Source organism: Mesorhizobium sp. (genome assembly GCF_005063415.1).
In the GTDB taxonomy this organism is placed as follows: domain Bacteria; phylum Pseudomonadota; class Alphaproteobacteria; order Rhizobiales; family Rhizobiaceae; genus Mesorhizobium.
In genome coordinates, this window is sequence record NZ_SUEG01000052.1 from 14889 (window position 1) to 34279 (window position 19391).

General features: G+C 62.0%; 18 protein-coding genes and 7 pseudogenes. 11 read left to right on the forward strand and 14 right to left on the reverse strand.

Going from position 1 to position 19391, the window contains the following annotated elements; all coding sequences use genetic code 11:
* From E5W70_RS15750 to E5W70_RS15765, 4 genes and pseudogenes are all read left to right on the forward strand, one after another.
* Positions 1–543 (forward strand): GNAT family N-acetyltransferase (locus E5W70_RS15750; RefSeq protein WP_292659577.1); only part of this gene is annotated, 543 nt, incomplete at its 5' end.
* Positions 544–756: 213 nt separating this feature from the next.
* Positions 757–1365, forward strand: coding sequence for a hypothetical protein (locus E5W70_RS15755; protein ID WP_292659579.1), 609 nt, complete (start codon positions 757–759; stop codon positions 1363–1365).
* Between the two features lie 252 nt (positions 1366–1617).
* Positions 1618–1824, forward strand: a complete 207-nt coding sequence (locus tag E5W70_RS15760) for a sugar phosphorylase (protein WP_292659581.1) — start codon at positions 1618–1620, stop codon at positions 1822–1824.
* A gap of 11 nt (positions 1825–1835) precedes the next feature.
* Positions 1836–2932: pseudogene (locus E5W70_RS15765) on the forward strand (tyrosine-type recombinase/integrase); the annotation flags it as partial.
* Here E5W70_RS15765 and E5W70_RS15770 read toward each other — a convergent pair.
* From E5W70_RS15770 to E5W70_RS15795, 6 genes and pseudogenes are all read right to left on the reverse strand, one after another.
* A pseudogene (locus E5W70_RS15770) lies at positions 2928–3507 on the reverse strand (MFS transporter); the annotation flags it as partial. The pseudogenes E5W70_RS15765 and E5W70_RS15770 overlap by 5 nt on opposite strands.
* Positions 3504–3740: pseudogene (locus E5W70_RS15775) on the reverse strand (flavoprotein); the annotation flags it as partial. The pseudogenes E5W70_RS15775 and E5W70_RS15770, both read right to left, overlap by 4 nt.
* Positions 3741–3905: 165 nt before the next feature.
* Positions 3906–5205 (reverse strand): annotated as a pseudogene (locus E5W70_RS15780) (NAD(P)/FAD-dependent oxidoreductase).
* Positions 5206–5267: 62 nt separating this feature from the next.
* Positions 5268–6662: an NAD(P)/FAD-dependent oxidoreductase gene (locus tag E5W70_RS15785; protein WP_292659585.1), complete on the reverse strand. Its 1395-nt coding sequence runs from the start codon at positions 6660–6662 to the stop codon at positions 5268–5270.
* Between the two features lie 45 nt (positions 6663–6707).
* Positions 6708–7859, reverse strand: coding sequence for a patatin-like phospholipase family protein (locus tag E5W70_RS15790; protein WP_292659587.1), 1152 nt, complete (start codon positions 7857–7859; stop codon positions 6708–6710).
* 23 nt (positions 7860–7882) lie between these two features.
* Entirely contained in the window at positions 7883–8665 is a 783-nt protein-coding gene (locus E5W70_RS15795; protein ID WP_292659588.1) for a 3-hydroxybutyrate dehydrogenase, read from the reverse strand.
* A gap of 253 nt (positions 8666–8918) precedes the next feature.
* Here E5W70_RS15795 and E5W70_RS15800 point away from each other — a divergent pair.
* Positions 8919–9197, forward strand: a pseudogene (locus E5W70_RS15800) (LysR family transcriptional regulator substrate-binding protein); the annotation flags it as partial.
* 80 nt (positions 9198–9277) lie between these two features.
* On the opposite strand, the gene E5W70_RS15805 reads toward E5W70_RS15800, so the two are convergent.
* From E5W70_RS15805 to E5W70_RS15830, 6 genes are all read right to left on the reverse strand, one after another.
* Positions 9278–9742, reverse strand: a complete 465-nt coding sequence (locus E5W70_RS15805; protein ID WP_292659590.1) for a DUF302 domain-containing protein — start codon at positions 9740–9742, stop codon at positions 9278–9280.
* A 44-nt stretch (positions 9743–9786) separates the two neighbouring features.
* Positions 9787–10989, reverse strand: a complete 1203-nt coding sequence (locus tag E5W70_RS15810; RefSeq protein WP_292659591.1) for an MFS transporter — start codon at positions 10987–10989, stop codon at positions 9787–9789.
* A 93-nt stretch (positions 10990–11082) separates the two neighbouring features.
* Positions 11083–11565 (reverse strand): cupin, encoded by a 483-nt coding sequence (locus tag E5W70_RS15815; protein ID WP_292659592.1) that lies wholly within the window; start codon positions 11563–11565, stop codon positions 11083–11085.
* Positions 11566–11759: 194 nt separating this feature from the next.
* Positions 11760–12674: a LysR family transcriptional regulator gene (locus E5W70_RS15820; protein ID WP_292659594.1), complete on the reverse strand. Its 915-nt coding sequence runs from the start codon at positions 12672–12674 to the stop codon at positions 11760–11762.
* 239 nt (positions 12675–12913) lie between these two features.
* Positions 12914–13189, reverse strand: coding sequence for a hypothetical protein (locus tag E5W70_RS15825; RefSeq protein ID WP_027169812.1), 276 nt, complete (start codon positions 13187–13189; stop codon positions 12914–12916).
* A gap of 192 nt (positions 13190–13381) precedes the next feature.
* The gene (locus tag E5W70_RS15830; protein WP_292659597.1) at positions 13382–13540 is read right to left on the reverse strand and encodes a hypothetical protein; all 159 of its coding nucleotides are present in this window, start codon (positions 13538–13540) and stop codon (positions 13382–13384) included.
* A 342-nt stretch (positions 13541–13882) separates the two neighbouring features.
* Here E5W70_RS15830 and E5W70_RS15835 point away from each other — a divergent pair, with 342 nt between their 5' ends.
* From E5W70_RS15835 to E5W70_RS15860, 6 genes and pseudogenes are all read left to right on the forward strand, one after another.
* Positions 13883–14737 (forward strand): patatin-like phospholipase family protein, encoded by an 855-nt coding sequence (locus tag E5W70_RS15835; RefSeq protein WP_292659599.1) that lies wholly within the window; start codon positions 13883–13885, stop codon positions 14735–14737.
* Between the two features lie 212 nt (positions 14738–14949).
* Positions 14950–15219 carry a DUF2282 domain-containing protein gene (locus tag E5W70_RS15840; RefSeq protein ID WP_292659601.1) on the forward strand — a complete coding sequence of 90 codons (270 nt, stop codon included), beginning with the start codon at positions 14950–14952 and terminating at the stop codon, positions 15217–15219.
* 44 nt (positions 15220–15263) lie between these two features.
* Positions 15264–16361, forward strand: coding sequence for a DUF692 domain-containing protein (locus tag E5W70_RS15845; protein WP_292659603.1), 1098 nt, complete (start codon positions 15264–15266; stop codon positions 16359–16361).
* Positions 16280–17065 carry a DNA-binding domain-containing protein gene (locus tag E5W70_RS15850; RefSeq protein WP_292659604.1) on the forward strand — a complete coding sequence of 262 codons (786 nt, stop codon included), beginning with the start codon at positions 16280–16282 and terminating at the stop codon, positions 17063–17065. The genes E5W70_RS15845 and E5W70_RS15850 overlap by 82 nt, the downstream gene beginning before the upstream one ends.
* A gap of 11 nt (positions 17066–17076) precedes the next feature.
* Positions 17077–17553, forward strand: a complete 477-nt coding sequence (locus E5W70_RS15855) for a DoxX family protein (protein ID WP_292659606.1) — start codon at positions 17077–17079, stop codon at positions 17551–17553.
* A 32-nt stretch (positions 17554–17585) separates the two neighbouring features.
* Positions 17586–18122 (forward strand): annotated as a pseudogene (locus E5W70_RS15860) (NAD(P)H-dependent oxidoreductase).
* Here the strand turns inward: E5W70_RS15860 and E5W70_RS33125 are convergent.
* A pseudogene (locus tag E5W70_RS33125) lies at positions 18092–18930 on the reverse strand (LysR substrate-binding domain-containing protein). The pseudogenes E5W70_RS15860 and E5W70_RS33125 sit on opposite strands and share 31 nt — an antisense overlap.
* The coding region (locus tag E5W70_RS15870; RefSeq protein ID WP_292659609.1) for an aminotransferase class I/II-fold pyridoxal phosphate-dependent enzyme at positions 18899–19391 on the reverse strand (493 nt) is incomplete at its 5' end. The pseudogene E5W70_RS33125 and the gene E5W70_RS15870, both read right to left, overlap by 32 nt.

A 19391-nucleotide genomic window follows, 5' to 3' on the forward strand; every position in this document is an offset into this window, starting at 1 on the left:
CGCGGGCCCGACGAGATCCGCCACGCCATCGAAAATTTCCTGACGCTGGAGGCTGCCGGCTGGAAAGGCCGCGAACGCACTGCCATGGCCATCGACCGCTACCGCGCCGCCTTCGCCCGAGAAGCCGTGCACCGGCTGGCCGAGCAGGATCTCTGCCGCATCCACTCGCTGACGCTCGACGGCCGCACCATCGCCTGCCTGGTCGTCTTCGTCGAGGCCGGCGTCGCCTACACCTGGAAGACCGCCTATGACGAGACGCTCGCCGCCTATTCGCCGGGCACGCTGCTGATGATCGAGGTGACCAGGCAGCATCTCGACGACCCCAACATCATGATGACCGATTCCTGCGCGGTGCCCGACCATCCGGTGATGAGCCGGCTGTGGAGCGAACGCAAGCCGATGGGGACGCTGGTGATCGGGCTGACGCCGGACGCCGACCGCCCCGCCCGCCAGGCGGCGTCGCAGCTTCACCTCTACCGCGAAACCCGCAACATGGCGCGCCTGCTGCGCAACCGGATGAGGAGCCTGCTGCGGCGGCGCTAGAGCATCGGTCCAAAGCGGGACCCGGCCGGCCGTCCGTTTCCGCGCCATCGGTCCGCTCGGGCCTAGGTCGTCAGGGTTAATTCTCCCGATCAGAGGAAAGGATTAGCATCGACGCAGTCCCACCGGGATGAGGCGATCAATTTCGGCCGCGCGTCCAGCATCACTACCGCCTCGGTCCTGCACGGCCAGAACAAAAAAATCTGGGAGGAATGCATGACGAAAACAACTCACCTCAGGCGTCTCGGTATCGTCGCCTTGGCAGGTCTCGCTGGCGCGTGTCTGAACGCCGCTGCTCCTCGGGCCGCCGAACCCGACAAGGCCGAGATCGATGCCCTGCGTAAATCGCTGTCCAGGTATGAAGACTACAAGGTTGCCATTCGCGAGCTCTATCTGTCGACGGTTGGATGCGTCTTCTACAGCGGCGAAAAGGTAGAAGGGGCGATGGACTACCCGAAGGGCGCGATGGGCATCCATTTCGTCAACGTCACGACTGTCGGCCCGACCGCGGATCCGACGCGTCCCAATGTGCTGATCTATGAGCCGGTCGGCGGCGAATTGCGCCTGGTCGGCGCGGAATGGCTCGTGCCCTTGACGCCGGACACCAAGGAGCCGCCGAAGCTTTTCGGCCAGACATTCATGGGGCCTATGGAGGGGCATTATCCGCTCATCCCGAAGGAGTTCCACCACTACGACCTTCACGCCTGGCTGTTCAAGGACAACCCGCTCGGAATGTTCAGTCCGACGAACCCGGACGTGAAATGCGACAATTATGCGTTTCCGATGCCGGAGCAGCCGACCAAGATGGTGCCGGGGCCGATGTGATAGCTCAGGCTACGATCCGAGCTTGCCAGGAAGGGCAGCCGTGCCTCAAAGACGTTATCCCAGAGGACTGTCCTGGGATAACGTCCAAGCAAAGGTCCGTGCCCGGAACTTCGGACTCGTTTTGCCGTTTGGCAATGACGACTCGACCCTGCCGCGGGTTGACATCGGGAACCTTTCTCAAGGGACATGGTTCCGAGTGAGCGGCGAAAGCGTGCTGTTCCTCATTCCTGCTGTCGCCAAGGAGATTCGACCATGAAGCTTCGCGAGTTGTTGGATCAAGTAAAGGACCTGCCGCCTGACACCTTGGTTTGTGCCGCCGAAATCGATGAAGCCTTCGCAGTCAACGTTGTTGGCGTTGAAGCTGTCGGGAGCGCCAGAATTCAAAGCCGCAAACCGGATGGCACCGAAGCTGTCGAACTCGCCAACGGGACCGAGAAAGTCATCGTGATCCGCTGGTGAAAACCGGGGAAATTGCGTTCAACAGCAGTGGTGTTGCGACGGCCGATCGGGAACCCTACGAACTTCGCGACACAGTCATACCTGGGTTCTTGCTAAAGGTCACTCCGACGGGACGCAAGACATTCATGGTGGCCTATGTCGCCGCCAATGGTCAGCGGAGAAAGCCTGCGATCGGCCGGTTCGGCGAAATCACCGTGGAACAGGCCAGGACGATTGCCCAGAACTGGCTCGCCGACGTCCGCAAGGGCAAGGATCCAAGCGCCGAGCGGGCCGCTGCGCGACGGGCATCAACCGTCAAGGAACTCTTAACCGATTTATCGACGACTACTCCGAGTCCCGGAATAAGGCCTCCACCGTTAGATCTAACCGAGGCTATGGGAAGCTCTATATCGTCCCCCATCTCGGCCAGATGAAGGTGCCCGACGTCACGCGGGCCGACATCGCGAACCTTATGAAGAAGATGTCGAGGACCCCGACAAACGCGAACCGTGTTCTCGCGGCGGTACGAAAGATGTTCAACATGGCCGAGGTCTGGGAGATGCGGCCGGATGGCTCCAACCCCTGCCGCCACATTCCGAAGTTTCCAGAACGGGGAAAGACCTGGCTGATCACCGATACGGAACTGAAGCGGCTCTACGCCTACCTCGACAGGGCCGAGATGGAGGGCCTGGAGCATCCTTTCATTCTCCTCGCAGTCCGGCTCCAGTTCGAATTTGCTGCCCGGATGTCGGAGATCCGGCAACTCGAATGGGCTTGGGTTGATCTCGACAACCGCCGTATCGAATGGCCCGACAGCAAGACCGGCGGTATGTCCAAGCCCATGAGCGCGGAGGCGGCTCGGCTGTTCGAGACGGCCCCGCGGTTCGAGGCCTCGCCCTTTGTCTGCCCGTCAATCTTCGATCCGAACCTCCCTATGTCGAAGCACACCTACTATCACGGCTGGAAGCGCATCCTGGTGCGGGCCGGACTGCCGCACATCGGAACGCACGGCATACGCCACCGCTCGGCAACCGACATCGCCAATTCCGGCGTGCCAGTGAAAGTCGGCATGGCGCTGACCGCCCATAAGACCGTCACGATGTTCATGCGTTACGTCCACACGGAGGACCGATCACGAGGTAGAGCGGCAAAGCAATGAAAAGCTGAACGGCGGCATAGACCAGACAGGTGCCGCGCCAGCCGATCTCGCCCAGCAGAAACGCCGAGATCGGCCAGCACACCGTGCTGGCAAAGCCCCGAACAGCGTCAGCGTCGTGATGGCGGACCTCGCCCCATGGCCGTAGAGCCGGCCAAGGGTTCCGAACGCGGCGTCGTAGAGCACTGCCCCCATGCCGAGGCCTATTACCAGCCACGCCACAATATACGCGGCCACATTGGGAGCGACCGCCAGACCGATCTGGCCGAGCCCGATGCATCCGGCGCTGAAAGCCAGTACGTTGCGGCCGCCATGCCGTTCGATTGAACTCCCGACACGCGGCGAGATCACTCCCGCCGTGAGCAATCCCAGAGACAGGCCTCCAACGACCCACGCCAAGGGCCAGCCCGTGTCCGCAGCGACCCCGGCGCAATGACAGCGGGGAGATAGTACGATGATCCCCAGGCCATGATCTGTGTCACGCCAAGTGTGGTGATGATCGTGCGCCGACCGCGCACGGTGGCGGTCGGCTGAGGGGAAGAGGTCATGCTGCGGCGCTGCAGCCGCAGCCAGACTTGCCACTCTCCTTGGCCTGGGCATCCGCCACACAGCAGGCATCAACCGCCGTCGGCGCCGGGCCACCGCAGCAGCCTTCGGCCGACGAGCCGAAAAACGATGCTGGCGCCGTGCAAACGCCGGTCTCCGGCAGCACCAGCTGCACGGCATCGGCCGACGCCATGTCGCCGGCGATCGCCACTGCGACGGAGCGGACCTGCTCGTAGCGATGCAAACAGTTCTATAAGTGCGGAGGAAGGGTGGACACTTCTTTTTCCAATGAATTCATAAGCTTAGGCTGGATGTCATGCTTTTCTCGCATGGATTTGATGCACCGCGTGCATCAACGCAGGAGAGGTTCGTATTCTGTTCGCCGCCTCTCCTCAATTCGTTACATCATGTTCCTGATATCAGAGGCGAAGGTCGGGAAGCCGTAGACCGTTTCGGCCAGCTGCGTTGCCGTGATGCCATGTTTCCTGGCAAGCGCGAAGATATGGATTAGCTCTTCGCCAGCATGGCCCACCATATGCGCCGACGATCCTGTCCGTCGTCTCCTCGACGATGATCTTCGACCAGGCCACGGTCTCGGCATAGGTCCTCACCGACAGCCAGCCCTGCATGTCGTTCACATGGACCTTGACGCCAAGTCCTTGCTCTTTGGCCTTGGCCTCGGTCAGCCCGACGCTGGCTAAGGCCGGGACTGTGTATAGAGACGCCGGTATCTGACCGTAGTCCGGCCGGTGCCTCGGCCCTTCGACGATGTTGCGGCCAACGATGCCGCCCTCATAGGTCGCTACCGGCGAAAGCTGCGGAGAATTCCAAACCGCATCGCCGCAGACATAGACGTCCGGGTTCGACCGCGAACGAAGATGATCGTCGATTTCGATGCGGCCTTCGCGATGCACGATAACGCCGGCGCCAAGATCGAGCCCCTCGACATTGGCCAGGCGCCCGGCGCAATTCACAACCCTGTCCGCATCTATCGCGCACTCGACGCCATCCGCTACAAACGTGACGCGCAAGCGTCCGTCGATCTTGTCGATCGTTTTGACCCAAGCCAGGGTGCGAACATGAATGCCAATGCGCTCGCTCTCGCTAAGGATTTGGGCGACGGCATCGGCATCGAATGTTCCCAGCAGATGCGGCAGCGCTTCGAGGATCGTCACCTCGGCGCCGGCGCGCGCGTAGACGTGCCCCAGTTCGAAGGCGATGACACCACCGCCGATGAAAACGACCGCGCGGGGCAGCACCGGGTCGTTCAGGACAGCGTCCGAAATGGTCACGTGCTCGGCACCTGGAATGGGCAGTGAACGCGGCTTCGAACCGGTTGCGATGACGATGTTCCTGGCTTCAAGCTCGCGACCGTCGACGCTAATGGCATTGCTGCCGATGAACGAGGCCTCGCCGACGATGACATCGACGCCGCGCTCGGCCATCAATCCTGACAGGCGGGAGGGAATGTCCCTGATCATATCCTTTTCACGGTCGATCAAGGCTTGCCAGTCAAGCCTCGGCGTATCGACCGTGATGCCGTGGCGATGCGCCCGTTCAATCTCATGAAGCGCATGGGCTGCGGCAACGAGGACCTTCTTGGGCGTGCAGCCACGATTGGGGCAAGTGCCGCCGAGGTCGCGTGCCTCTATCATGGCCACCGACATCCCGGCAGCGCGCGTAGGCACCGTCACACCCATCCCGGCATTGCCCCCGCCGAGGATCACGACATCATATTTTTCCACCTTTGCCTTCCCGAGATTCAATGCAGTTTAACGCGAGGTTTGGTGCGTTGCGCCAGGATCCCAGTGATCGTGTCCAGCGCGGTCTTCAAGGTCCCGTGCACCGTCTTGCGATGCAGCTTGTAGAGCGAGCGATAAATCAGCCGGGCGAGCAGACCTTCAATCCTAAGTCCGCCAATCAGGCTGGCAAATGAGCCGTAGTCGGCAAGCGAAACAAGGGAGCCGTAGTCGCGGTAACGGAATGCCGGCGCGGCCCGTCCCGCGAGACGTGCGGCAATCACTTTGACCAGGTGATCAGCTTGCTGGTGGGCTATCTGGGCGCGCGGCGGCAAGGGATTGTCCTCACCGGGCAGGACACAGCTCGCACAGTCGCCGATCGCAAACACGTTTTCGTCGGCCCTGGCTTGCAATGTCTCATCCACGACCAGGCGATTGATGTGGTCCGTCTCGAGGCCATCGAGTTTTTTCAGAAAATCGGGCGCCTTGATACCAGCGGACCAGACGACGAGTTCGGCCGGCACGAACAGCTTCTCGCCAAGCCTGATGCCGCCTTCCGTCACTTCGGTGACCTTGGACCCGCACCGTATCTGGACGCCTAGATCGACAAGCAGGCGCGCTGAGGCGCGCGCAAGGTGTTCCGGCAAAGCCGGCAGGATGCGCGGCCCGGCCTCGACGATGGTAATGCGGATCAGCCTTTCGAAATCGATGTTGTCGAGGTTGTGCGACGCGATCTCCCGCATCGACTTGTGCAGTTCGGCAGCCAACTCGACGCCGGTGGCTCCGGCACCAACGATGACGCAATGCAGCTGGCCTGGCGACAGCTGCTCGTATTGCGCATTGGCGCGCAGGCATGCGTCGATCAGGCGCTTGTTGAATCGGGCCGCCTGATCGGCCGTATCGAGCGCGATTGCGTAACGAGCCGCCCCCGGCGTGTCGAAATCGTTGCTGATGCTGCCGACGGCAAGCACCAGCGTGTCGTAGCCCAGCACACGTGGCGGGATGATCTGCCTGCCCTCATCGTCGAAACTGGGCGCGACAAAAACCTGTTGCTTGGCGCGGTCGATTCCGACGACTTCGCCGATGCGGTATCGGTAGTGGTGGCGACTGGCGTGGGCGATGTATTCGACCGCATCGTTCGATGCGCTCAGTGCACCTGAGGCGACCTCGTGCAGAAGCGGCTTCCAGATATGGGTGCGATTGCGGTCGACAAGCGTGATGGAAAGTCGCCGCTTGCCGAACTTGCGGCCGAGGCGCGTTGCCAGTTCCAATCCGCCCGCGCCGCCACCGACGACGACCACGCGATGCAGCGCGCTATCCGCATGGGATGGAGTCTCCGGTATCGTGCGGAAAAGCGCGGCGTTGTTGGCAAGCACGGCTTCTGGAACCAATCGTATTCCCGGAGTGGTGATCTGCATCGGTATTCTCCGTCACTTTTCTCGGCCTCGCCGCGCTCGAAAAAATCACTCTTGCGATTCGTGGATGACGATGCCTTGCAGCATGTCGACGTCGCATACCCACGGCTTCTCGGAGAGGACGCGCTGGCCATGCTCGTATCCTGCCTGCCAGCGCGTGCGGATGCCTGCGCGGGTGAAGTCGATGTCCTTGGTGTGATCCTCGCCGTCGAGGCGCGGTGAGAGCAGCCGCACAAGATGCATGACCGAGGGACAGCCATAGGACGCGAGTTCCTTGAACATCGTATCCTCGCGCCGCTCCTCGGGGACGAGCTTTCCCATTTCGCGCACGACGTGCCGCAGACGATGCAGTTGCTCCTGCCGCGCCACGTGGCTCCGGCCGCGGCTGGCGTATTGGAGATCCTTTTGCCGGCCCATGACTTGCCAGATCGATTTCGGCTCGGTGGCGCGGGGCTGCCACATGTTGACGGCAAAGATCAGCGCATCGCGGCGCGGACGCGCGTCGAGCACGACCTCGATCGGCGTGTTTGAATAGATGCCGCCATCCCAATAGGGCTCGCCGTCGATGCAGACCGCCGGAAACGCCGGCGGCAAGGCGCCCGATGCCATGATGTGCGCCGCCGACAGGGTCATCTCTCGGGTGTCGAAGTATTTGAGTTCACTGGTGTTGACGTTGACCGCGCCGACCGTCAGGCGGGTATGGCGCCGGTTGAGATAATCGAAGTCGATCAGGTCATTCAGCGTCCTCTTGAGCGGATCGGTCGTGTAGTAGGAGGCGTTCTCGACACCCACTTCGCGGTTCACTCCGAACATGGCGCTTGGATTCGGTTCGAAGAATCCCGGTATGCCGCGCATCACGGTGCCCATATTGGCAAAGACATTGCTTGGAACCATCATCCGGAAAAACTCATCGAACGGGCTGATACGGCTGACGCCTTCCCAGAATTCCTGAAGCCTCGCCAGCCGAACCGTTGGTTCGTTTCCGGCAATCAGCGCGGCGTTGATGGCGCCGATCGACGTGCCGATCACCCAATCCGGCTCAATCCCGCCTTCGACGAGCGCCTGGTAAACACCGGCCTGATAGGCACCTAGAGCGCCGCCGCCTTGCAGCACCAACACCGTTTGCCGCTGGACGGCAGCCGCATGGGCGACCTCCGGCAAAGGTTCAGCGCTCGGAGGATTTCGGGTGATCTTGTTCATGGTCTTTGCTCCTCGTTGCCAGTTCAATGAGCGGTCCAGCCGCCTTCGATCGGCATGATGGCGCCGGTGATCGAGGCTGCGTCGTCCGAGGCCAGAAAGAGGCAGAGTGCCGCCACCTGGGCTACGGTCACGAACTGCTTTGTCGGTTGAGCCGCCAGAAGCACATCCTTGATCACCTGTTCTTCGGTGATCCCGCGCGCTTTGGCCGTGTCCGGAATCTGCTTCTCGACCAACGGGGTGAGCACGTATCCGGGGCAAACCGCATTGACGGTAATGCCCTGCTCGGCGACTTCCAACGCAACCGTCTTGGTCAGACCGGCAACACCATGCTTGGCGGCGACATAGGCGGATTTGTAGGGTGAGGCGACGAGGGCGTGAGCGGACGCGACGTTGATGATGCGACCCCATTTGCGCTCCTTCATCGCCTGCAGCGCACGCCGGATCGTATAGAACGACGACATCAGATCGATCGCTACGACGGCCTCCCATTTCTCTATCGGGAACTCGTCGATCGGTGCGACATGCTGAATGCCGGCATTGTTGACGAGGATGTCGACCGCGCCGAACTCGGCGATCGCCTTGTCCATCATCGCGGTGATGGCGCCGCCCTTGCTCATGTCGGCATTGTCGTAACGGACGGTCACCCCGTGGTCAGCGGCAAGCTTCGCCCGCAGCAGTTCAATCCCACCGGCATCGCCGAAACCATTGAGCACAATGTTGCAGCCCTTGGCAGCGAAGGCCTCGGCGATGCCTTGTCCGATGCCGCTGGTCGAGCCGGTGATGAGTGCTGTCTTTCCTCTGAGCATCGTCGTTTCCTTCGGTTGGAGCCGCCGGGATGGCCGGCAACGGCTGCGAGCAACGGGCTTGCGCGCCCAGTCTCGAGTTCTTGGCTGAGTATGGCGAGCGGCTCGAAGCAGCGGAAATGCCGTTGAGACATGGATTCGATAGCCGACAGTCAGATCATCAGCTCGACGCCATTCGACCCAGCCGCCTTGGCTTGTTTGACGTTGGGGCAGCTAGTAAGATCGCGCCGCAACTGAATTTGCCGGCTACGCGGATGCCGTTCTCGCCGAGCAGGGCGTCACCGTCAGCCCCGTTTACTGGAGCGATCGTGACGATTGGACACTCGCGATGATCGGCGCCGGGCTTGGTTTCGGCTTCATGCCCGAGCATACAGCCAAGCACCCCGGAGTGGTGCCCCTGCCGATTACCGAGCCGGAATTCTGGCGCGAGGTCAATCTCGTCACCGTGCGCGGCCGCAGGCATTCGCCGGCGGTTGGCGCACTGGTTCGCGAGGCCACGCAGAAGAAGTGGTTCGGCGAGCGAGCGAAGGCATAGTCTGCCGCCGAGTAGACCGGCGCCACCAGACAACCTGCCTCGCATGCCCGGGCGGCGGATCTCCGCACATGTGTGCGGGCTCAGTTCTTTTTGATCGTCGAGGTCACGGACTGGATCACCTCGGTCGCCATCTTGAATTGGGCCTCGCGGTCAGTGATGCCATGCCGCTTGGCGATCCAGTCGAAATCGCTGTAGGCGGCATAAACCGCGCCATCCGCTGTCTGGTAGACCAGCACGCGCACCGGCCAGTCGAGGCCGGCCTCGGGATTGGAGGTGATGAAGGTCGTGCCGAGTGCCGGGTTGCCGAACATCACCAGCCGCGACGGCCTGACATCGTTGCCGGCGTTCTTGCCAAGCGTTGCCTGGTCGATGACGCCGAAGAACTTGATGCCCTTCTTGAGGACGTCCTTCTTGATGCGGGCGACGGTCTCGGCGACGGAGTAGTCGCTCTTGACCGTGACGACGCCATCCGAAGCGGCAGCCGGGACGACGATCGCCACTAACATGGCGGTGCCGGCAAGCAAGGTCTTCAGGTAGGTGGTCATGTCAGTCTCCTTTGTTGGATAGTCAAATTTTCAGTCGTTAGGTCTCACGCCTTTGGCGTCTGCAGCACGCGCGCGACCGCGATCGCAGCGGCGAGGACCACGGCGAGCACCGCCACGCATGCGGTCCACCCGATCCGGTCGTAAATCTGGCCGATGACGAAGCTGCCGGCGAGCCCGCCCGCATAGTAGGAGGCGAGGTAGATGCCGCTTGCGGCGGCTCGGTCGCGCGAGGCTGTCCGGCTGACGTGCCCCGTCGCTATTGCCTGCGCCAGGAAGGTGCCGATCGCGACCAGCGTCATTCCGGCAAGAACGATCGGCAGGCGGGGCGTGAGCAGCAGAAGCAAACCCAGGATCGCCAGCGCAAGCGTTGCGCCGATACCGATCCTCGGGCCAAGACCCGCAGCGACACGCCCGGCGAGCGGCGTGGTCAGCATGGAGGGCAGGAACACGAAATACACCAGCCCCAGCGCCATCGGCGACAGCGAAAGCGGCGCGGCGACGAGCTGGAAGTTCACATAGGTGAACGTGCCGATGAAGACGAAGAGGATCAGGAAGCCGATCGCGAAACAGGCACGCAGCTCGGTGTTATCCAGCAGGCCCTTCCAGGCCGCGCGGGCAGGCTCGCCTGTCGTGTCGACACGCATCATTGCGGATGTCTTCTGCAGCGTGAACCAGACAAGAGCTGCGCCAAACAGATTGAGGGCGGCGAAGGTCAGGAAGTTGGTGGAGATGCCGAACGTGTCGGCGACGGCGGCCGACATCAGCCGTCCGAAAAAGTTGCTGGCGACATTGCCCGTCACATAGGCGGCAAGCGCACTCGTCGTCTGCCGCGCGGAAAAGTGCTCGGCCAGGTAGGCCATCGTCAGCGTGAACGCGGTCGACATGCAAAGGCCTTGCGCCACGCGCAGCAGGGCGAAGACCACAATACTGTCCGTCTGCGAAAGCAGTGTCGTCGGGATCGCCAGGATGGCCAGGCTGATCCAGATGCCATTGCGGCGATCGATGCCGCGCCCAAAAAGAGCCACCGCGATGCCGGCCACCGCCATGCCGAACGTGCTGGCATTGACGGCGAAACCCATGGTCGCTCGGCTTACGCCGAATTTTATCACCAGCGAAGGCAGGATGGCCTGGGTGGCGAACAGATCGACGAGCGTGAGAAACGCGATCAGCGCGACGAGGCCAAAGCGCCAGCTGTCTGCGGCAACCATGCGCAGCCGAGTCGGTTCCGTTTGTTCACTCATCGTCATGACAGGGCTCCGTGGCCATACGTCCCCAGGCGACCGCCTGAGGACGCGTTCTCAGTTGCTAATGCTGGAATCTTGCTCGCCGCGGCGAGCGGCTCACATCATGTGACCGTCGGGCATCGCCGGTGGCAGGACGTCAGCCGAATAGAGAACCGCGGGCACCTTGCCGTTGTTCTTCCACCAATGGGCGAGCTGGCCGAACTCGGCTGTAACGTCGCCGGCTGGATGCTCGATCCCCACCTTGCAGCTGCTGCGATATTCGGTGATCGAACCTTCGACGATCAGGATGTTGGCCGGGCGAACGTTGTGCTCATGCCACGGCACGACACCGCCCGGCTGAACGACGAGCTTGCGAAGGCGCAGCATGTTGCCTTTCCAGGCCTCGCCCTTGCTGCTCAGATCGATTGCCGAGAGAACCGTGTCGGTAACGCCAACCGGCTTGCTGGGATGGTCCTGGATGTCGGTCGTGGCGGCCTGGCCGGCAGGGCAGTCGCCGGCGAAGGCCGGGGCAGCGGAAAATGCGGCGGTTGCGGAAAGCAGCCCGATCGCAAGCGCAAGATTGAGTTTCTTGATAGCCATGTCGTATTTCTCCTTTGTCGGTGCCCAAACGCGGGAGGCGGGGCATGGCAAGGAGAGTGACCGGCGCGGCAATGAAAGAGAAATGCTGACTGGCTCTCAATTCGATACCTGAAAACTATCGTCGGCCAACGCAAACGCACAAAAAACGCGCGACAGGATTTGCCGCGCGGCACAAAGGTTTCTTCAGTTTTGCTTCAGGCCGCGGTCTTGCGGATCGCCTGGACTATCGCGCTTTCCGGCCAGCCATGCGCCTTGACGCTGTTGACGAAGGCCGATGCCGCGGGCGAGAATCTGCGTCCCGCCACGACCACCAGGGACACTTCCCGCCAGACTTCGGGATCGATGACTGGTCGGACCTGCAGGCCCGGGATCACCGCACTGAACTCCGGGATGAAGCAAATACCAAGCCCTCCGGAAACCATATTCTGGATCCAGTCCTCGCGCTCGCTGGCGTAGGAGATCCTGAGCTTCACGCCGCGGTCGCTGCACAGACCGGCAAGATGATCGCGATATTCACAGTTGAGACGCCTGAGATAGTTTTCACCGTCGAGTTCGGAGATGGCGACATTGTCGTTGCGCGCCAGCCGATGGCCGTTTGGAAAAGCCAGCACAAAGCGTTCGCGATAGAGCGGCGTGACATCGAACCGGTCCGGAAAGCTGTCGGTCGACGCCATGATGGCGACGTCGATTTCCCCTGATTCAAGCAGCTGCGAGAGCGATGCCGGCACGCCCTCGACCAGTTGCAGCTGGATGCCCTGCTGGCGCCTGTTGAAGTCGGCTAGCAGGCCCATGAAGCGGCGTGGACCGATGGTGCACATGACGCCAACCTTGAGGTTGGCGTTTTCCAGGCACAAGAATCTCGACGCCTCTTGCCGCACTCCGGTCAGTTCGTCGAGAATCTGCTGGAAACGGGGCCGCAGCAGCACGCCCAGATCGGTCAGGTGGGTCAGGTTCCGTTCGCGGCGAAACAACAGGCCGCCGACCTCGTCCTCGAGCTGCTGGATGGCGCGCGATAGCGCCGGCTGGGTGACATTGCACTTTTCGCCAGCGCGCGTGAAGTTTCGCGTCTCGCAGACGGCAAGGAAGTAGCGGATGTGGTGAATGTCCATGCCGATTTGTCCCGATTGCAAACGAGGCTTTTCGTAGCTTCGGAGCCTGCGGCAAACCATGTCTCGGCGCCAATGCACTGCGGCTATAAAGTCGATAGCGATCTGTCATGGCCCGATGATCGCGCGTAGCAGGCATCATGTGCAGCGTGGCGGCCCGGGGGCCTCGCCGAAAAAGATGATGGCGAGCAGGCCGCTCGCCATCATGTCGTGCTGGTGTTGCTCGGGACGGTCGGGGCAGCTCAGTTGGCGCCGCCGAGCGCCTGCAGATTGGCGCAGAATTCGGCGTGCGGCTTGCTCATCGCCGCATCCTGGCATTCCTTCATCATGGCACCCTGCTTGTCCTTCGCCATTGCGTCCCAGGCGGCCTTGAACTCGGCCTTGGGCTTCATCGTCTTCATACTGGCGTCGGTGAAGAAGGGCTGCATGTTGGACGGCTCGTCGAGCGCGCCGGCGAACGAAACGCCGCTCAAAACGGAAAGTGCAAAGGCGCCGAGGCAGATAGCTTTGATATTCATCATATGATCCTTCTCTGAAGTTAAGCAATCGTCCCATCGACGACGGCGGTAATGGTCGGCAGCAATTTAGAACTCTGTAGTTCGTGCTTGCCGAGATGAACTTTGCTGCAATCGGTCAGCAATTAGCCAATGCCATCTACGTATGAAGTTTATACCGGCTGTGCATCCTGCAGATGCTTGGCGGCACAGCCGCTAATTGGCACCGCCCAAGGCGAGCACGTTGGCGCAGAATTGGGCATGGGGCTTGCTCATCGCCGGGTCGTTGCACACCCTGGCCATCGTGACCCGATCATGCTTTGGCATGGCGAACCAGGCCTTCTTGAATCCAGCCATCGGCTTCATCGTCTTCATGCTGGCGTCCGTATAGAATGTGGGCAGAGCCGCAAGGTTGCTGAAAGGGTCGGCGGAGGAGGCCCCGCCAAAAACACACAGGGCAATCGCCCCCAGGCAGACAATTCGTATTCTCGTGACACGCTCCTTGTGCTGAAGGCTTGCCGACGACCATCGTGGTGCTGGCTCAAAGCAAAAATCGCGGGACTTTCGCCTACCTGCCAAACCTTGCGACGCACGAGCGATCGCAGCCAATGCCATATGCCTATGGAGTCCATGCCACCTTGGCATTTCGCCAACAGGAGATGATGCGGCAGTCTCTCCATCAACGCCCACCCTGGCGTTTGGGATGGAGACTGAAAGATGCATATCCAGACCGGAACCGAAATTGACCAACCCGTCATTGCAAGACCTGCAGTGGAAGAGCGGCAGCGCGTCGACATTGTCCTGGCAAGCGACGCACACGGCGCCTTTGTCTGGGGCGTGCTCGACCGCTTGCTGGATGAGCCCGGCCTTTCCTTCCGCACCATCACCGCATCTGGCTTCGGGGCGATGGAGGCGGCGGTTCTCGCCTATGGCCTGGCCCTGGGCGGTCGGCGTGGCGCCCGGACGGCGCTCACCAACTTCTGGCGGCGCGTCAGTCACGCATCGATGTCTGCGGCCGTTACAGCCAATCCGCTGAGATCGATCCTGGAACAGTCGATTGACATTGCGGAAATCCACAAAAGGAGCTGCCCGGTGAGGCTCTGCATCCTGGCTTCGAATGCCCGCACCGATGAGGTCAAGATTTTCACCAGCGATCAATTGTCGATTGACGCGATCCTGGCGGCAGCGACGGTCCCATTCCTCTTCCCTGCCGTAGAAATCGACGGCGACACCTATTGGGGCGATGGCGACGTTTCGGCGTTGCCGCTCGTCCAGCCGTTTGATACCGGCCATCGGCTGATCGTCACCGGCAAGCCCGCATTGTTCATGGCACCTTGTGCGGATCGCCGCCCCGCCGCCATTCCTTGTGCGATGACGTGCACGCCAATTCACGCCATCTTCGACAGCCAGCATCGGGCCGCCTCGGCGCTGTTCGCAAGGCCATGGACCGACTGGGGTGAGTTAACCGACATGCGCGACAGAGGACGACAGCGAGCCGAGGACTGGCTTCTGGCCGATCATCACGCTGTAGACGACTGCTCGGCCGTCGACAGCAAAACCCGATACGTCTAGGCGCCTGCTTCGCTTCGCTCACGAACGCGGGCGCCAAGCCCTCCGGTTCCCCGCCGGAGGGCTTTTTTGCATGGGGCCCCCTCTACATAGGGACCGCGTATCAAATCCATGCCGAGACAGCATTTCAGCTCGGCCGCCGGATCAGGGACACTGCTTGCAGACAGGCCGCAAAGGTCAGTCTTTCCCTCGAAACGCAAACAGGAGACACGCCCGTGATCAACACCAAGACCCTCATCGGATCGGCCCTCGCGGCCGCCACTTCGCTGGCCGCGACGGCTGCTTACGCAGGCCCCGCCGCCAAGCCCAATTTCTCGTTCGAGAAGTGCTACGGCGTCGTAAAGGCCGGCCAGAACGACTGCCAGACCGCGACGCATTCCTGCGCCGGCACCTCGACCGCCGACAACCAACCGGATTCCTGGCTCTACGTGCCCGCCGGCAGCTGCGCCAAGATTGCCGGCGGCAGCGACAAGCCGAAAGCCTGACCAACCCAGATTTCGACCCAACCCACTTGGAAAGGAGCAGACCGATGTCCCGTGCATTTCAGCCCCTCACGATCCCGGCATCCGCGGGCATCGGTCTCCGCTCTCCTCACATCAGTGAAATGCTGACCCGCAGACCCTCCGCTGGCTGGCTCGAAGTGCATGCCGAGAACTACATGGGGGACGGCGCCGGCGTCGACGCGCTGGAAAAGCTTCGCGAAATCTACCCACTGTCGGTTCACGGAGTTGGCCTGTCGCTTGGCAGTGCAAGGGGCGTGGATCACGACCATCTGCAAAGGCTGCGCAGGGTCTGCGAGCGCTTCCAGCCCGATCTCGTTTCCGAGCATCTCGCCTGGAGCGTCGCTGACGGCGCCTACCTGAACGACCTGCTGCCGCTGCGCTATGACGAAGAGGCGCTGGCGATTGTGGCGCGCAATGTCGAGACTGTCCAGGGCACGCTGAAGCGGCAGGTGCTGATCGAAAATCTGTCTGCCTATGTCGCCTTCGCGGATTCCTCGATGAACGAGGCCGAATTCCTGGCCGAGCTCGTCGCGCGGACCGGCTGTGGCCTGCTGCTCGACGTCAACAATGTCCAGGTCTCGGCGCACAACCTCCAATATGATGCAAAAGCCTTCATCGATGCGCTGCCGGCCGGTTCCATCGGCGAGATCCATCTTGCCGGCCATGCGACCAATCAGGTCGGGGCCGACACCGTGCTCATCGATGATCATGGCTCACGCGTGCCGCCGGTCGTCTGGACGCTCTACCAGCATGCCATAGACCGGATTGGACCGCGCCCGACGTTGATCGAATGGGATACGGATGTCCCCGTTCTCGACGTGCTGCTTGGCGAAGCGATGTGGGCCGACATGCTGACCGCTTCGATCATGTTCAGCCGCAAGCAGGCCGCGAGACAAGCCGCGGCAGCCAAGCCTCGGCCGATGCCCACCCTGCTTTGTTTCGAAAGCGCGAGGACCAGCATGCCAGTGCTTGCGGCATTTGCCGCCGCCAAGGCCAGACCGGTCATGCCCGTGGCGTTGCCGCCAATGGAGGGGGGGATACCATGCTGCCGCTTGAGCATCTGCAGACCTCCATGGCGCGCTCGGTGCTCGCCATGGAACCAATGGTCGCCTCGAACATGCTGACCGCCGGCAAGGCCGATCCTCTGGCCCGCCTGCGCATCTACCAAAACAACACGCGTAGTTCGCTTACCGCGGTGCTGATGGCGGTCTTTCCAGTCACAGTTCGCCTTGTCGACGAACGTTTCTTCCGTTTCGTGGCGAGCGAGTTCATTCGACGCCACCCGCCGGTGGAATCGCGGCTTGCCCGCTACGGCGCCGGCTTCCCGCGCTTCCTGAAGACGATCGACACGCTGTCCGACATGCCGGTGGTGGCCGAGACGGCGCGGCTCGAATGGGCCATTGCCGAGGCGCTCGACACGGCCTCGCTGCAGCCCCGCACCCTGGCGGACTATGACAAGACCGATCTCGGACCTTCGCCCGATATCCTTCTGCAGCCATCGCTGCGGCTTATCGTTTCACACTGGTCGATCCTGTCGGTGTGGACAGCGCACCAGCATGGCACAGCTGTCGACCGGCACTGCACCTGGACGAGACGCCCCGAACGCGTGGCGTTGTGGCGGGCCGGGAACAGCGTTCGCCTGGTTCTACTCGACCGCGCAGACTTCGCCTTCCGCCATTCTCTCAAGCACTGCCTCGGCCTCGAACATGCTGCAAGCCGCGCGCATGCGCTCGAACCTAACTTCGACCTCGTTTCCGCGCTCGTGCGCCTGTTCGCCGACGGGCTCGTCACAAACGTGCGCATCACCGTGCCTCCCCTCTCAAACTGATGGAGACAGTCATGACCGCAATCTCAGAGCATTCCTCGACGAGCCAGGCCGGTTTAGTCGGTTTCTATAGACGTGTGATCAAATTGCCCGAACATATCCCATTCTCGCTGGTCCAACTCGCAGCCCGCGTCGCGATCGCGCATGTCTTCTGGCAGTCGGCGCAATCGAAGCTGGCTTCCTGGCCGGTGACGTTGCAACTGTTCGCCAGCGAATACAATTTGCCGTTCATCGATCCGTCGATCGCAGCACCGCTGGCGACGGCCGCCGAACTCACGGGCTCGGTGTTGATTTTCCTCGGCCTGTTTTCGCGCGTTGCAGCGCTGATGCTGCTCGGCGTCGTGTCTGTCATCCAGATCTTCGTTTATCCGGAAAACTGGGCAGAGCATCTGGTGTGGGCCTCGCTTTTGCTGCTCGTTCTAACACGGGGCGCCGGGGTCCTCTCGGTAGACTACGTCGCAGAGCGGACCTTTTCAGCGTCTAGAAAATGACTGAGGAAGCACGGTGCGCATCTTCATCGTTCATGCCCACCCCCGAGCCTACCAGTTTCAACGGCGCCCTGACCAGCGCGGCGCAGGGGGCGCTGTCTGCGGCAGGACATCAGGTCGTTATCTCCGATCTTTACGCTATGGGCTTCAATCCGGTATTAGATCGTAGCAACTTCACGACGGTGCGCGACGCGAACTACTACCGACAGCAGGCCGAGGAGGCGAATGCGGCAGCCTTTGACGGGTCCACCGCAGACATCCAGGCGGAGATGGACAAGCTCTTCTGGTGCGACGTACTGATCCTGCAGTTTCCGCTCTGATGGTTCGGACTGCCGGCAATCCTCAAGGGTTGCGTTGGCCGGGTGTTTGCGTCAGGCGGCCGCATCTATGGCGGCGGCAAATGGTATGACCGCGGCGCCTTCGCAGGAAAGCGCGCGATGTGTTCCGTCACAATCGGCGGACCGCCGCCGATCTATTCCGACCGCGGACTAAACGGGCCAATCAATACAATCCTGTTCCCGATCAATCACGCCGGCGCGCATCAGCGGTGGCGAGCGCCGGATGTGCCTTGATCGTTACCGCGAACGCGTCCTCGGTCTCGTGTGCCCCGACGATCGCGTATCCGAGGCTCGCCGACTTCGACGACACCTATGTCTTGAAATCGATGTGAATTAGGGCTCGTGCAGGAGAGGGGCAAAAGCCCCTGACCTGCGTGGGCGAGGCTGACCGGCGTGGGTTCCGCCTCGAATTCTTCAAGAACGGCGATAAGCTTTCCTTGTTCGATCGCCTTTGCAGATTGATAGGAGAGGACCCTGGTGACGCCCACACCTGCCACGGCGGCGTCGATCGCGGCGTCAGCGGTATTCACCGAAAGGCGTGAGCGAATAGTTACGGTCTGCTCAACATCGAGCCCGGCGTGGCGAAACTCGAGGATGTAGTGGACGCCAGAACATCGAACGTGACGCAAGAGACTGAGGAAAGATCCGCCGGCGCCCTCGGCAAGCCCACAGCCAGCAAAGTAGGCCGGACTGCCGCAGACCACCCGACGAACGGATCCCACCCGTGTCGCAACCATGAGCTGTCTGGCAAAGGGCCAATTCGCACAGCCATATCGATATGGTCGTCGATGAGATTCACATTGCGGTCCGACAGCACCAACCGCACGTTGATGTCCGGAAAGTGCGAGAGGAAATCATTTATCGCGGGCAACACATGCAGTCGTCCGAATACAACGGGTGCCGTAATGATCAGGTCGTCCTTTGGCGCGTTGTATTCGCCGGATGCGGTTCGTTCCGCCTTCCCCACCTGCTCCAGGATTCGCTTGCAGGCGGCAACATACGCCGCTCCGCTATCGGTCATCCCGGCTGCGCGACGAGCCATCCAGGCCTTCGGCGTCGACCGGAACGGCCGTCACGGTGATGCCGGCCAGGTCGAGCGCTTTGCGTGTGATCGGGAAGCTCGGGTCCTCGATCAAGGCCCGCGATCCCTCGACCTGCAGAGCGCGCACCGCCAGACCGATCGCCCCGGAATAGCCTGCCGCGATGAACACCTGGGCGGGACTGCACCGAAGACCCCGCGCGATCCCGACATAGGCCGCGATCTCCTTTCGCAGCTGCGAATCACCCCGGGGATCGGGATAGCTGAGCGGCGCGGCCGCCGCCCGCCGCGCCGCTCGCGCGAAGACGCGCGACCACAGCTTGAACGGAAAGGCGTCTTGCGAGGGCACGCCCATGTGGAAGGGCAAAGGCGGCGTTCCATAGGTATGGAACAGCTCCCCGGCAGGGGCGGCGCGTCTGGCGACCACAAGGGCGCCGACGAAGGCGACGGGCCCTCGGCGACGC

Excerpts from the sequence above, each read along its gene's own strand:
- E5W70_RS15820 (WP_292659594.1), bottom strand. The coding sequence starts at position 12,674 with ATGGACATTCACCACATCCGCTACTTCCTTGCCGTCTGCGAGACGCGA.
- E5W70_RS15825 (WP_027169812.1), bottom strand. The coding sequence starts at position 13,189 with ATGAATATCAAAGCTATCTGCCTCGGCGCCTTTGCACTTTCCGTTTTG.
- E5W70_RS15810 (WP_292659591.1), bottom strand. The coding sequence starts at position 10,989 with ATGACGATGAGTGAACAAACGGAACCGACTCGGCTGCGCATGGTTGCC.
- E5W70_RS15760 (WP_292659581.1), top strand. The coding sequence starts at position 1,618 with ATGAAGCTTCGCGAGTTGTTGGATCAAGTAAAGGACCTGCCGCCTGAC.
- E5W70_RS15805 (WP_292659590.1), bottom strand. The coding sequence starts at position 9,742 with ATGACCACCTACCTGAAGACCTTGCTTGCCGGCACCGCCATGTTAGTG.
- E5W70_RS15855 (WP_292659606.1), top strand. The coding sequence starts at position 17,077 with ATGACCGCAATCTCAGAGCATTCCTCGACGAGCCAGGCCGGTTTAGTC.
- E5W70_RS15835 (WP_292659599.1), top strand. The coding sequence starts at position 13,883 with ATGCATATCCAGACCGGAACCGAAATTGACCAACCCGTCATTGCAAGA.
- E5W70_RS15795 (WP_292659588.1), bottom strand. The coding sequence starts at position 8,665 with ATGCTCAGAGGAAAGACAGCACTCATCACCGGCTCGACCAGCGGCATC.
- E5W70_RS15785 (WP_292659585.1), bottom strand. The coding sequence starts at position 6,662 with ATGCAGATCACCACTCCGGGAATACGATTGGTTCCAGAAGCCGTGCTT.
- E5W70_RS15830 (WP_292659597.1), bottom strand. The coding sequence starts at position 13,540 with ATGAAGACGATGAAGCCGATGGCTGGATTCAAGAAGGCCTGGTTCGCC.
- E5W70_RS15755 (WP_292659579.1), top strand. The coding sequence starts at position 757 with ATGACGAAAACAACTCACCTCAGGCGTCTCGGTATCGTCGCCTTGGCA.
- E5W70_RS15790 (WP_292659587.1), bottom strand. The coding sequence starts at position 7,859 with ATGAACAAGATCACCCGAAATCCTCCGAGCGCTGAACCTTTGCCGGAG.
- E5W70_RS15815 (WP_292659592.1), bottom strand. The coding sequence starts at position 11,565 with ATGGCTATCAAGAAACTCAATCTTGCGCTTGCGATCGGGCTGCTTTCC.
- E5W70_RS15850 (WP_292659604.1), top strand. The coding sequence starts at position 16,280 with ATGCTGCCGCTTGAGCATCTGCAGACCTCCATGGCGCGCTCGGTGCTC.
- E5W70_RS15845 (WP_292659603.1), top strand. The coding sequence starts at position 15,264 with ATGTCCCGTGCATTTCAGCCCCTCACGATCCCGGCATCCGCGGGCATC.